Genomic DNA, 12,873 nt, shown 5'->3' with positions numbered 1-12,873 from the left:
GCCGGGCGGGCGGGCGGCCGGCGGCCACGCCCCGCCGAACCGACCGGGTTCAGCGGACTATCACGCGGAGCAGTTCCACGCCGATGCCCATCAGATGGTGCACGTCCATCCGGTGGTAGACGTATCGGCCGCTCCTTTCCGACGTCAGCAGTCCGGCGGAGCGGAGTTTCGCGAGATGCCGTGAGACCTGCGGCCGGGTCATGCCCGTGCGGCGGGCCAGATCCGAGGTGGTGATCGCCTCGTTGACCATGTGGCGGCACAGGCTCAGGCGCGCCGGGTCGGAAAGGATCGTCAACCGCTGGCGCACCTCGTCGATGGACGGCGGCTGGCCGCGCCACGCCACCGGATAGTGCAGCACCACCGGAAAACCCGGCTCGCCCCGAATGATCAGGTGGGGGCGGCCGTGAATGGTCGGGACCAGGAAGACGGGGTTCCCGCCGAGCGGCACGGTCAGGTTCTGCAGCTTGTCGAAGCGCACGGCCCGCCCGTCCCGCACCGGCCTGGCGGCCGGGCTCACCGAGGAGAGCACCTCCGCGAGCGGCAGTCCCCGGAGTCGGGAACGGGTCTGCTCGACCTCGTCGCGCAGCCGGCCGTGAATGCGCTCCCATTCCTTCGCGAAGAACGCGTCCACGGAGTCCTCGAGCGTCCGGACGAGAACTCGCCGAAAATCCCCGGGATCGTCGATCAGCGACCGCGCCAGTTCGCCGCGCGAGAACGAACGCGCCTCGCATGCCGCGACGAATTCTCCCGGCCTGGTGACCGCTCCTCGCGGGTCGAAGGAACCGCCCTGAACCGCGTAGGCGGCGGCCGCCACGAAATCGTTCTCCGGAAGTCGCGAGACGCGATCGAGTTCCGTCGCCATATCGACGTCGAGCGGCGGGCTCAGCGGTAGCAGGAGGCGGCAGCGGCGCCTGGCCCAGAGCGGCGCGAAACGCGTCAGCCGGTGTCCCAGACCGGGGGACATCGATTCGCCGATCCCCGTCAGCCACGGCCGGGACTCGAGGTGGTGGTCGGGCTCCGCCAGCGAGTGCAGGCACGCCTGGAGCTCGGAGATCGGCGACGTCCCGACGGCCACGTCCGAGCTCTTCGCCCCCCTGAGGTCGAGTAGCACTGGCACCCGACGACTGTAATCGAACAGTTGACGTCCTCGCGGTAACAGTCGGGTTCACGGTGCCGACCGCGACCTACAGTCCCGGCTCATCAGCGGACAGCACGACGCGAAGGAGTGGACGTGGTCGACAGCCCGGCGAGGAAGGACGGCTGGGGAGCCGTCCCGGAGCCAGGAGCCGGATGGCGCCAGGTGGTCCCGGTGCCGATGCGCGACGGGGTCGCGCTCGTCGCGGACGTCTACGCCGCGGGACCCGACCCCGCCCCGCGACCCGTGCTGCTCGAACGCACGCCCTACGGTCGCCGGAAGCCGCGCGGCTCGGACGGGGCCCTCGGGTCCTGGAACCCGCCGCCGCCCGAGGCGGTGTGCCGGCGCTTCGTGGAACGCGGCTACCACGTGGTCCGACAGGACTGCCGCGGCCGGGGCGACTCGGGCGGCGAGTTCGTCAAGTACCTCAACGAGGCCGAGGACGGCTACGACACCGTCGAGTGGATCGCGGCCCAGCCGTGGTGCGACGGCCGGGTGGCCACGATGGGGGTCTCCTACGCGGCGCACACGCAGAGCGCGCTCGCCTCGCTGGGGGCGCCCTCGCTGGCGGCGATGTTCCTCGACTCCGGCGGCTTCGCCAGCGCCTACGAGACCGGCGTCCGGCTGGGCGGGGCCTTCGAGCTCAAGCAGGCGACCTGGGCCTTCGCCAGGGCGAAGACCAGTGCCAGGACGCTCGCCGACCCGGTGCGCGGCGCCGCGCTGGAGAGCGAGTCGATCGAGGAGTGGTTCAGGCGGCTGCCCTGGCGCCGGGGGCACTCGCCGCTGCGGCACGCGCCGGAGTACGAGGACTACCTCTTCGAGCAGTGGGAGCACGGCCGGTTCGGCCCCTACTGGCGGCAGCTCGGCATCTACGGGCGGGGCCGTTTCGACCGGTTCCCCGACGTGCCGAGCCTGCACGTCTCCAGTTGGTACGACCCCTACATCCGCACCGCGGTCGAGAACTTCCACGAGCTGGGCGCGCGCAAGACCAGCCCGGCCTACCTGGTGCTGGGGCCCTGGACGCACGGCCGGCGCAGCGTCTCGTACGCCGGGGACGTCGACTTCGGCCCCGAGGCCACCCTGGACGGCAACCTGGCCGCCGACTACGTCGAGTTCCGGGCGAACTGGTTCGACGCGCGGCTGTCCCCGACGCCGTCGAACGACCCGGCCGTGCGCTACTTCCGGATGGGCGGCGGTTCCGGCCGGCGCGACGCCGACGGCCGGCTCGACCACGGCGGCCGCTGGCTGACCAGCGCGACCTGGCCGCCCGAGGGCACGCACCCCACGGAGTTCCACCTCACCGCCGACGGGGGGCTCACGCCGGAGCCCCGGGCGCTCGCCGGTTACCTGGAGTACGACCACGACCCCGGCGATCCGGTGCCGACGATCGGCGGGCAGGTGACCTCGGGGGAGCCCGTGATGGTCGGCGGGGCCTTCGACCAGCGCCCCGACGAGCGGACGTTCCGGCTGACCGCGTCGCGGCTGCCGCTCGACTCCCGCGCCGACGTGCTCACCTTCCAGACCGCTCCGCTGGAGCACGACGTGGTGGTGGCCGGCCCCGTCGTCGCCACCCTCGCGGTCTCGTCGAGCGCCGCCGACACCGACTTCACGGTGAAGCTGGTCGACGTCCATCCGCCGAACGCCGACTACCCGGCCGGCTTCGCCATGAACCTGACCGACGGCATCCTGCGGTGCCGGTACCGGGACTCGTTCGAGACGCCGTCCCCGCTCGAACCCGGCCGGGTCTACGAGGTGCGGGTCGAGGCCCCCGACACCGCCAACCTCTTCGCCCGCGGGCACCGCATCCGGGTCGACATCGCCTCCAGCAACTTCCCCCGCTTCGACGTCAACTCCGGCACCGGCGCGGACGAGACCACCGACCGGCGGCGGGTGGTCGCGACGAACCGGGTGTTCGTCGACGGACGGTCCACCGTCACGCTGCACGTGCTCGCGGAGGAGCCGCGATGAGCGCCGCCACGGCAATCACCCTCGCCGCCGTCGGCGACCTCGTCCTCGACGACGACGTCCTGACCCCCCGCCTCGAGGCGTCGGCGCCCCGGCTGCTCGACGTCCTGCGCGGCGCCGACGTCACCATCGGGAACTTCGAGACGACCGCGATCGACTTCGACCGCTTCGACGGGTGGCCGGAGGCCGAACCCGGGGGATCCTGGCTGGTCACCTCGCCGCGCGCGGGAGCCGACGTCCGCGCCATGGGCTTCGACATGGTGTCGCGCGCCAACAACCACGCCACCGACTGGGGCGTGGCAGGCCTGCGCTCCACCAGCGCGGTCCTCGACGCGGCCGGGCTCGTCCACGCCGGCGCCGGCGGGTCGCTCACCGCGGCGCGCGCCCCCCGCTACCTCTCCACCCGCCGCGGACGCGTCGCGCTCGTGTCGGCGGCGACCCGCTTCCAGCCCATGTCCCTGGCCAGCGACCCCTTCGGGATCGTGCCCGCGCGCCCCGGCATCAACGGGCTGCGCACCAGGAAGTGGTTCGCCGTCCACCCCGACGAGCTGCGGGCCATGGCCGCGATCCGCGACGCCCTCCCGCCCGCCTCCCTGCACCACGCGGCACGGGCGGCCGACGCGCGGGACGGCTCCGTGACCCTCGGGGGAACCGCGTTCCTCTCCTCCGAGGTCACCGGCGGCCGGGCCGGACCCCACTGGCGGGTCGAGGACGAGGACGTCGCCGCGCTCCGCACCAGCGTGCGGCAGGCCAGGCAGAGCGCCGACCTCGCCGTGGTCGCCCTGCACACCCACGAGCCCGGCAACCACAGCGCCGAGCCCCCGCCCTTCCTGCCCGAACTCGCGCGCGCGGCCGTCGACGAGGGCGCCGACGTCGTCCTCGGCCACGGCCCGCACCAACTGCGCGGCATCGAGGTGTACCGGAACCGGCCGATCTTCTACTCGCTCGGGAACTTCGTCTTCATGCAGAACCGCCAGTACCCGCTCACCCGTGAGGCCTGGCGGCGCACCGGCCTGGATCCCGCGCGACACACCCCGGGCGAAATGCTCGAACAGAAAAGGACCAAGGGCCCCTTCGCCGAACGGATCTGGTTCGAGAGCGTCGCGGTCACGCTCTCCTTCACCCACTCCGGAACGCTCGACATCACCCTCCTCCCGATCACGCTCACCCACGACACGGCACACCATTCCGACCGCGGAACACCGCAGGTGGCAGACGTCACCGCGGCGGACCGAATCCTCGACCGGCTCCGCGCGCTCTCGCGGGCGTACGGTACCGAAATCCTCCTTGACCAGGGTCAAGGCAGCATCCGCGTCGACCTCCGCTCATGACCCTCCGGTAACAGGAGTCGAAGAATGATCTCCACATCCGAATCCGCGTCCGAAACCGCGCCCGAATCCGCGCCCGAATCCGCGTCCGAAACCACGCGCGACACCACCAGACTCACCCGCTTCCTGGACCGCGTCGAACGAGTCGGCAACCGACTGCCGCACCCCTTTCTCCTGTTCTGGCTCCTGTTCTGCGTCGTCGCCGTCGCCAGCGCGATCATGGCCGCGGCCGACGTCTCGGCCCTGGACCCGGCGACCGGCGAGCCCTCGGCGGTCAGGAACGCGCTCTCGGTCGACGCGGTCCGCGAGCTGATGCTCGGGGCCGAGGAGTCGTTCCTGACCTTCGGCCCGCTGGGCACCATGCTGATCATCATGTTCGGCCTCGCGGTCGCGGACCGCTCCGGCATGCTCGAGGCGCTGGCCCGACACGCCCTGGGCCGCGTGCACCCCCGCTACGCCGTGTTCACCGTCTGCCTCGCCGGGGCGCTGTCGAAGTTCCTCTCCTACAGCGCCTACGTCATCCTCATACCGCTGGCGGCACTGGTCTTCAAGGCGGTCGGCCGATCCCCCATGCTGGGCATGATCGTCGGCTTCCTGTCGATCAACGCCGCCGGCGACGCGAACCCGTTCATCGCCCCGGGCGACGTCGTCTTCGCCAGGATCGCCACCGAGGCCGCGCAACTCGTCGACCCGGACACGGTCGTCAGGGCCACCGACAACACCTACTTCACCACCGTCTCCGCGCTCCTCCTCGCGATCGTGCTCACCCTGGTCACGGAGAAGGTGCTGGCCAGGCGGGAGCACGAACTCGTCCCGGACAGCGGCGCCACCGGACCTACCACGGGACCGACCGCCGAATCCGGCTCCGAGGCCGTCCCCGAGGAGACCGAGCTCCGGGCGCTGCGCAGGACCGGCGTCGTCGCCGCGGCCTTCCTCGGCCTGCTGGTCGTCGGGATGATCCCCGCCGGCTCCCCGCTCCGCGGCCCGAACGGCGCCATCCTCGACTCCACGCTGTTCAACGGGATCGCGCTGGCGCTGAGCCTGTTCTTCCTGGTCATCGGAGCCGTCTACGCCCACGGGACCGGCCGGCTCACCAACTCGTCCGACCTGCCGCGCTTCATGGCCGACGGCGTGAGGTCGATCGCGCCGCTCCTCGTGCTCTTCTTCGCCGTCTCGCAGTTCCTCGCCCTGTTCGAGTGGACCTCCATCAGCACCGTCGTCGCGGTACGCGGTGCGGAGGTCCTGGAGGGACTGAACGCGCCGATCTTCGTCGTGCTGATGCTGCTCATCGCCGCCATCGCCGTGCTGAACCTGCTCATCACCAGCGGCACCGCGCTGTGGGCACTCCTCGCGCCGGTGATCATCCCCATGACCATGCTCATCGGGGCCAATCCGGCGACCGTGATGGCCGTCTACCGGATCGCGGACTCCTGTACCAACTCCATCACCCCGATGAGCGCCACGTTCGTCCTCACCGTGGGCTACCTCCAGACCTACCAGAAGAAGGCCGGCATCGGCACGCTGGTGTCGTTCACGCTGCCCGCCGCGGTGGCCATGATGGCCGCCTGGACCGCGCTGTTCGCCGCCTGGTACGCCCTCGGGCTGCCGCTCGGCCCCGGGGCGCCCGTCCACTGATCACGCCGGGCCCCCCGCGTCGGCCAACTCGGCCACCACCGCGGCGTGGTCGGACGGCCACACGCCGGTCTCCGCGGGGGCGGGACCGTCGCCCGTGCGCCGCACGCCGGTCACCCGGCCCTCACCGGCCGGGCCCGGCGGCCCGACGTGGACGTAGTCGATCCGCGCCTCGAACGCCGTCGCCCCCGAGACGAGCGGGTTGCCCAACCCCCAGGTGGCCGCCGGCTGCCCCGGGTCGGCGAACCGCCAGGCGTCCATCAGCAGCTGCCCCGGCACCGCGGGCTCCGTCAGCGTCCCGCCGAACAGCCGCAGCTCGTCCGAGTCCGGTTCGGCGTTGAAGTCCCCGGTGACCACCGGCGGGAACGGCGTCCCGCCGCGCCGCTCGGCCACGAACCCGGCGAGCGCCGCCACCTGCGCCAGCCGCACCGCCGAGCCCGCCGCGGCCGAGTGCAGATGGGTGGTGAAGAACGGCAGTCGCGCCCCCGGCGCGTCCACCAGCGCGAACAGCGCGGTGCGCACCTCCTCGGGGCCGTCGGCGGTGGGCAGCCGCCGCACCTCGGTGTCCACGATCGGCCAGCGGCTGAGCACCGCGTTCCCCACCCCCGCCGGCGGCCCCGGCACCCGGCCGCGCCAGTGCGCGAACACCTCGCCCGGCGCCCACGCCCAGTGCATGCCGAGCTCCTCGGCCAGCCAACCCGCCAGGTTCTCGTCCTCCGCCGACCAGACCTCCTGGAGGCCGCAGACGTCCGGCCGCTCCCGCCGCAGCCAGTCGAGGACGGCCGCCCGCCGGGCCCGCCAGTCGCCGAACCTCCACCACACGTTCCAGGTCATCACGCGCACGGCCCGATGCTACGGTCCTGGACATGACGATCCGGGCCGTTGTGTGGGACATCGACGACACACTCTGGGACTACACCGGATCCGACCGGGCCGGCGCGTTGCGGCACCTGACCCGCGAGGGCCTGCTCGCCCGGTTCCCCGGCCCGGAGGCGGCGCTGCTGCGCTGGCGGGCCGTGATGGAGGAGCAGTACGCCCGCTTCGAGGCCGGCGAGCTGACCTTCGACGGGCAACGCCGTGAGCGGGTACGGGCCTTCCTCGACCTGCCGCTCCCCGATGCCGAGGCGGACGCCTGGTTCGACCGCTACCTGGCCTGCCGGGACGACGCCTACGAGCCGTTCCCCGACGTGCTGCCCGCCCTCGACGCGCTCACCCCCGGCTACCGGCACGGCCTGCTCTCCAACTCCGGGCAGGTCAACCAGGAACGCAAGCTGGCGCGGCTCGGCATCAGGGACCGCTTCGAGGTGCTGGTCTGCTCCGACGAGTCCGGCCACGCCAAGCCGGCGCCCGAGGCGTTCTGGGCCGTCTGCGCGGCGATGGGCCTGCCGCCCGAGGCGGTGGCCTACGTCGGCGACCGCCCCGACGTCGACGCCGCCGGCGCGGACGCGGCCGGCCTGCACGGCGTCTGGCTCGACCGCTCCGCCGGCCCCGCCCGGGCGGGCGGCCCACCCCGCCGCATCACCGGCCTCGCCGCGCTCCCGGCAGTGCTCGCCGGCCTCGCCGAGCCACCGACCAGCCGACCGTCCCGAACGGGTGGTCCCAGGGCGCCAGCGGCGACCGGAACGGCGCCCAGGCCAGGGCGAGACGGGCCGCCGGACCCGCCACCGGGAACATGACCGACACGAGGGTGAGCAGCACGGACCGGAACCTGGCCGCCCGCCGCCGGGAGGGGTCCCGAACCGGGATCCCTCCCGGCGGCGGTACCGCTCGGGGGGCCGTCAGCCCGTCAGCGCGTCAGCGCGTCACTGGATAGGCGTCGAGGATCGTCTGCTCGATCGCCCGACCGTCGCCGGCCTCCGCCGAGACCCGGATCGAGAGCCGGTCGCCGGGCAGCGGGATCAGCGGGGCGACCGCGGTCGACGTGCCGTCCGCGCCGGGCAGCACGACCGCCCTGACCCACCGTTCGCCGCCGTCCCGGGAGAACCACACCCGTGGCACGCTCCGCGTCGACACCGTCGGCAACTCGCCGCCGATCCGGTCGGTGGCGGCGATGCGCAGCCCGACGGTGGGCGGGAGCCAGGCCCGGTAGCGGTCGCTCGGCCGGTAGTCCACCGTCAGCAGGTCCGGGGCCTCGCCCGGTTCCGACGCGAAGGACCAGGCCGTGTCGATCCGCCGGCCGATCGGCAGCCGCTCCTGGTCGGGGCGCGCCGAGGACTCCAGGCGGTAGTCGCCGCGGCCAGGCGGCGTCGGGAACACGTCGTCGTAGAGCGGCGTCAGCTCCTCGCCGTCGAGGAAGAGCCGCGTCGGCTGGTAGCCGGCCGCCTGACGGTCGCGCAGGTGACCCATGTGCTGGCCGTCGCTCAGCCCGACGCCCACCGCCAACTGCCCTTCCTCGTGGACGAGTTGGGTGGCCGAGACGGTGGCGGTCCGGAACCAGACCGGCGCCTCGCGACCGCCGGGCGCGGCGGCCGTCGGCGTGGCGCAGAACTGGGCGATGTCCGGGTCGGGGCCGTTGACGCACTGCGTCCAGGAGAGCCCCGGTCGCGCGTTGACCATCTCGACCCGCCGGCCGGGCAGCGGCAACGGGTGGGCGACCGCGGCGTCGGTCGCGCCGAGGCCCAGCCTGGCCAGGCGGAACTCGGTGGCCTCCGCGGACGCGGTGCCGCCGAGCGCCCGGTAGTCGGCGTCGACGCGCACCAGCCGCCGGGCCTCGGCCCGCGAGACGCCGTACACCGGCGGGTCGGGGATCGTCGGTCCGCCGAGTGCCAGGTCGTAGAGGTCGGCCTGGCCCGCGCCGGGCCGCCCCACCGTGGCGAGGCGCCACCTGGTCTCGGCGGCCGCCTCGCCGCGGGTCACCCGCGCCGTCGGCTGGAGGAACACCCGCCCCCGCGTCACGTCCTCGGACGGTGCGTAGAGCTGGGCGCCGACTGTGCCGAGTCCGGCCTCGTCGCGCCGCTCGAACGAGAGGTACGCCTCGGTGACCCGGGTGCGGACCCCGGCCACCTCGGCCGGCGCCAGCGGCTCCGCCCGGCGGGCGTCGATCACGACCGAGACGTCCTCGTCGACCCGCACCTCGGGGTCGCCGACGATCGCGTAGCTGGCGGGCTCCCCATCGCGCGCCGGCGTCTCCACGGTGACCATCATCGAGTAGGGGCCCGGTGCCATCCGGGCGTGGGCCCGGCCGTTCTCGTCCAGCGGCAGCACGGCGAACGACCCGCCGGTCGGCTGCCAGAGCGTGTCCATGTTGCCGATCAGCAGGCTGCCGCCCGCGAACGGCTCGCCCCTGCGGTCGAGCACCGTGACGTCGACGTCGCGGCGCGGCGGCTCGGCGTAGAGGTTGACCGGCAGCACCAACGGCTCGCGCCCGCCGGCCCGTTCGACGGTGACCGCCCCGGTGTGGACGCCGTACCGGCCGGCCGGCACGTCGAGGGTGACCTCGACCCGGGCCGAGTCGCCGGGGGCGATCGTCAGCTCGGCGGGGGAGACCCGCACCAGGTCGGCCGGCGCGTCCGAGGTGTCCACCACCGCCTGCTGCCAGTCGCTCAGCGTCAACGACTCGGGCTCGGTGCCGGCGTTGGTGAGGGTCAGCGGGATGCTCAACCCCTCCAGGGCCGTGCCGTCCCGCAGATAGCCGAAGTCGAGGGCGGACCGGTCGGCGACCAGGGTCTCGGTGGTGGCCTGCGGCAGGTCGAGCAGCCCACCGCCCTCCGCGTGCGACCACACCTGGTGGGCGTCGTAGGGGTCGGCGGTCGTGGTCAGCGCCGTCTTCACCTGCTGCCACTCCCAGTCGGGGTGCCGCTGCCACAGCAGCGCGGCCGCGCCGGCCACGTGCGGCGCCGCCTGCGAGGTGCCGGTCATCGCCACGTACGGGTCCTGTCCCTCGCCGCCCCCGGCCCGGGCGCCGACGATGGAGACGCCGGGCGCCAGCACGTCGGGCTTGGCCCGGTAGGTGCCGGCGGTCGGGCCGCGCGACGAGCCGTGGTAGGCGCCGCCGTCGGCCCGCGCGGCGCCCACGGTCAGCGCGCTCTCCGCGATGCCCGGCGTGCCGATCGAGCCGATGGTGGGCCCGACGTTGCCGGCCGCCACCACGAACAGCGTCCCGTACTCGGCGCTGAGCGCGTCCACCGCGGCCGACACCGGGTCGACGCCCGAGGCGCGCCCGCCCAGGCTGAGGTTGACGATGTCGGCGCCCCGCTCGGCCGCCCACTCCATGCCGGCGATGACCCACGAGGCGTAGCCGGCGCCCTCACCGTCCAGCACCCGGCCGGAGAGCAGCCGGGCCCCGGGCGCGACGCCCTGCCGGGCGCCGTCCGCCGCCGCGCCGGTGCCGGCCAGCACCGAGGCCACATGGGTGCCGTGGCCGTTCTCGTCCGGCGCCGGCCCCTCGGCCGGACTCCCGCCCGTGAAGTCGGCCTCGGCGACGAGCTGTCCCGCCAGGTCGGGGTGGGCGCCGTCGACGCCGGTGTCGAGCACCGCCACCTCCACGCCCGAGCCGTCGAGGCCGGACTCCCACACCTCGGGGGCGCCGATCTGCCGCAGGTTCTGGTCCAGTTCGGCGGCCGTGAGGCGCTGGTCGAGCCACACCTTCGGCCGCTGTTCTCCGGCGAGTCCCCGCGGGGGGTCCAGCAGCGACTCGACGAACGTCGGGGCGGCGTCCGCGTCGAGGGTGACGGCGCTGGCGTCGATGCTGGCCAGCGGCACGGTGTCGGGATCGCCGGCGAGCGCGGCGAGCGGGCGCGGGCCGCGCACGATCAACGGCACGGAGTCGGCGGCCGCCGCCCCGGCCTCCGCGGCGCGTCGGGTGACGTTGAAGAGTTCGAGGTCCAACACGTCGGGGACCAGCGGCGCGACATCACCCGGCAGCACGTAGACGTCGCCGTCGTGCCGCAGGGTCTGGAACGCGAACGCCGCCGAGGGGGCGGCGGGCGTCACCGTCACGGAGGGTTCACCGTCGACGGGTGGGCCGAGCACCACCAGGTCCCCGGTGGGCAACAACACGGTGTCGCCGGACATGGCGGAGGCCGCCGGGCTCGGCGCCGCCGCGGCGGCGGGCGCGGCACCGGGGGCGACCAGGGTGCCGAGGATGGCGGCCAGGCCGCTGATCAGCGCGGTTCTTCGGAGCGATGGTTGTGCGGGACGGGGCATGTTGGTGTCCTATCCCACCGGGCGCTGTGACGAAATAAGCCCCGGGTTCGTCTTGTCGCCACGTCGGCTTTCCGACAGCATCGCGGGATGCTGCAACCCCTCGGTGTCACCGAACTCGCCGAATCCGCCTACCGAGCGTTGCTGGCGGCCCCCGGCGTCACCGTTCCCGAACTGGCGGGACGGCTCGGGAGATCGCCGGGGGCGACCCGCCGAGTGCTTGGCGAGCTGGAGGAGTTGGGGTTGGTGAACCGCCTCCCCGGCCGGCCGGTGCGGCTGTTGGCCACCCACCCGGAGTCGGCGATCGACCTGCTGGTCGCGCGGCGGCGCGAGGAACTGGAGAAGAGCCGGGTCATGGCCCGGGCCCTGGCGGCCGAGGTCCATGTCGAGCGCCAGCCCAGCGAGTTGCTGGAGATCGTGGTCGGTCAGCCGGCGATCGCCGCCCGCTTCACCCAGTTCACCCGCAACTGCCGTGACGAACTCCTGGTGTTCGACCGCCCGCCGTACGCCAACCCGGCCGACGAGGGCGAGGGCGCGGTCAACGGCCTGCTGGGGGACGGCGTGCGGGTGCGCGGCATCTACGCGCCCGAGTCGCTGAGCCAACCCGGCGGCCTGGACGCGGCGGTCCGCGCCGCCGAGCGGGGCGAGCTGTCCCGGGTGCACCCCAGGGTCCCGATGAAGCTGGCCATCGCCGACCGCCAGGTCGCGCTGCTGCCGCTGGTCCTGGACGACATGGTGACCAGCGCGGTGATCGTCCGCCCGAGCGCCCTCCTCGACGCGCTGATCGCCCTCTTCGAACTCCTCTGGGAACAGGCCGCGCCGCTCCTCCCCGCGGAGGAGGACTCGATCCCGGCCAAGGGCCTGCTGACCCTCCTGGTCGCCGGCCTCAAGGACGAGACGATCGCCCGCCAACTCGGCGTCAGCTCGCGGACGGTGAGCCGCCACGTCGCCGACCTGATGGACCGCCTCGGCGCCCGCACCCGCTTCCAGGCCGGCGTCCTCGCCGAACGGCAGGGGCTGTTGGCGGAGGATGACTGACGCCGGTCCTGGGCGCCGGTCGGGCCGGCGGCGAAGGCCAGTACGCCTGGCCGGCGCACCGGCTCGCGTTGGTTTTCCCTCCCCCCTGGTGAGAGGGCGGGTTATTCGCGATGGGACTGCCGTGCCCGGGGCGGCCGGCCGCTGGAGGACTTCCACGCCTTCTGCTACCACCAGCCGTACACCCGCATGGCGTTCAAGGCCCACCGGCAGCTGCTCAGGACCTGCGGGCCGCCGGTCGACGAGGCGGCCGTGGCGAGCGCCGTCGCGGCCACCACCGGCTACAACGAGACCGGCGGCAACAGCTACACCGCCTCCGTCTACCTGGCCCTCGCCGCGCTCCTGGAGAGCGAGGACGACCTGACCGGCCGGTCGCCCGGTCTCTTCAGCTACGGCTCGGGCCGCGTCGCCGAGTTCCTCGCCGGCCGGGTGCGCCCCGGCTACCGGCGGCACCTCCGCGCCGACGCCCACCGGGAGGCCGTCAGCGGGCGGCGCGCCGTCGACCACGGTTCGCCTCCCGACCATCCCGCCCACCGCCGGCGTCACCGCGTCCGGCCGCGCACCCCTGAGGAGACGTCCGCACCGCGATCCCGCGCCGCCTGACCACCATGACGTGGGGGGCGCGGGGTGCGGGCG

At 73.9% G+C, this 12,873-nt stretch carries 9 protein-coding genes; 6 read left to right on the top strand and 3 right to left on the bottom strand.

Annotated elements, in window-relative coordinates:
* Positions 1-49: 49 nt before the first annotated feature.
* The gene (locus E1283_RS20185; protein WP_132819505.1) at positions 50-1,117 is read right to left on the bottom strand and encodes an ArsR/SmtB family transcription factor; all 1,068 of its coding nucleotides are present in this window, start codon (positions 1,115-1,117) and stop codon (positions 50-52) included.
* Positions 1,118-1,231: 114 nt separating this feature from the next.
* On the opposite strand from E1283_RS20185, the gene E1283_RS20180 reads away from it, so the two are divergent.
* From E1283_RS20180 to E1283_RS20170, 3 genes are read left to right on the top strand one after another with little or no spacing between them, the layout of a single operon-like run.
* A complete protein-coding gene (locus E1283_RS20180; protein ID WP_243744969.1) occupies positions 1,232-3,103 on the top strand; it encodes a CocE/NonD family hydrolase in 1,872 nt (623 codons plus the stop codon).
* Positions 3,100-4,431, top strand: coding sequence for a CapA family protein (locus tag E1283_RS20175; RefSeq protein WP_132819504.1), 1,332 nt, complete (start codon positions 3,100-3,102; stop codon positions 4,429-4,431). The genes E1283_RS20180 and E1283_RS20175 overlap by 4 nt, the downstream gene beginning before the upstream one ends.
* Before the next feature lie 24 nt (positions 4,432-4,455).
* Complete coding sequence (locus tag E1283_RS20170) at positions 4,456-6,063, top strand: AbgT family transporter (protein ID WP_132819503.1); 1,608 nt, start codon at positions 4,456-4,458, stop codon at positions 6,061-6,063.
* Here the strand turns inward: E1283_RS20170 and E1283_RS20165 are convergent, their stop codons facing one another.
* Entirely contained in the window at positions 6,064-6,894 is an 831-nt protein-coding gene (locus E1283_RS20165; protein ID WP_132819506.1) for an endonuclease/exonuclease/phosphatase family protein, read from the bottom strand.
* Positions 6,895-6,926: 32 nt separating this feature from the next.
* On the opposite strand from E1283_RS20165, the gene E1283_RS20160 reads away from it, so the two are divergent.
* Entirely contained in the window at positions 6,927-7,736 is an 810-nt protein-coding gene (locus E1283_RS20160; protein ID WP_132819502.1) for an HAD family hydrolase, read from the top strand.
* A 118-nt stretch (positions 7,737-7,854) separates the two neighbouring features.
* On the opposite strand, the gene E1283_RS20155 is transcribed toward E1283_RS20160, so the two are convergent.
* Positions 7,855-11,205, bottom strand: coding sequence for a S8 family serine peptidase (locus E1283_RS20155; protein WP_132819501.1), 3,351 nt, complete (start codon positions 11,203-11,205; stop codon positions 7,855-7,857).
* A gap of 87 nt (positions 11,206-11,292) precedes the next feature.
* Here E1283_RS20155 and E1283_RS20150 point away from each other — a divergent pair, with 87 nt between their 5' ends.
* Together E1283_RS20150 and E1283_RS20145 are read left to right on the top strand one after the other, a co-directional pair.
* A complete protein-coding gene (locus tag E1283_RS20150; RefSeq protein ID WP_132819500.1) occupies positions 11,293-12,240 on the top strand; it encodes a helix-turn-helix transcriptional regulator in 948 nt (315 codons plus the stop codon).
* 186 nt (positions 12,241-12,426) lie between these two features.
* Positions 12,427-12,840 carry a hydroxymethylglutaryl-CoA synthase gene (locus E1283_RS20145; RefSeq protein WP_132819499.1) on the top strand — a complete coding sequence of 138 codons (414 nt, stop codon included), beginning with the start codon at positions 12,427-12,429 and terminating at the stop codon, positions 12,838-12,840.
* Positions 12,841-12,873 lie beyond the last annotated feature (33 nt).

Source organism: Streptomyces hainanensis, assembly GCF_004348415.1.
In the GTDB taxonomy this organism is placed as follows: Bacteria; Actinomycetota; Actinomycetes; order Streptomycetales; family Streptomycetaceae; genus Streptomyces; species Streptomyces hainanensis.
The sequence above is the reverse complement of the archived record's forward strand: the minus strand, read 5'-3'. Positions and strand labels throughout refer to the sequence as shown.

Excerpts from the sequence above, each read along its gene's own strand:
- E1283_RS20175 (WP_132819504.1), top strand. The coding sequence starts at position 3,100 with ATGAGCGCCGCCACGGCAATCACCCTCGCCGCCGTCGGCGACCTCGTC.
- E1283_RS20170 (WP_132819503.1), top strand. The coding sequence starts at position 4,456 with ATGATCTCCACATCCGAATCCGCGTCCGAAACCGCGCCCGAATCCGCG.
- E1283_RS20165 (WP_132819506.1), bottom strand. The coding sequence starts at position 6,894 with ATGACCTGGAACGTGTGGTGGAGGTTCGGCGACTGGCGGGCCCGGCGG.
- E1283_RS20160 (WP_132819502.1), top strand. The coding sequence starts at position 6,927 with ATGACGATCCGGGCCGTTGTGTGGGACATCGACGACACACTCTGGGAC.
- E1283_RS20155 (WP_132819501.1), bottom strand. The coding sequence starts at position 11,205 with ATGCCCCGTCCCGCACAACCATCGCTCCGAAGAACCGCGCTGATCAGC.
- E1283_RS20150 (WP_132819500.1), top strand. The coding sequence starts at position 11,293 with ATGCTGCAACCCCTCGGTGTCACCGAACTCGCCGAATCCGCCTACCGA.
- E1283_RS20145 (WP_132819499.1), top strand. The coding sequence starts at position 12,427 with ATGGCGTTCAAGGCCCACCGGCAGCTGCTCAGGACCTGCGGGCCGCCG.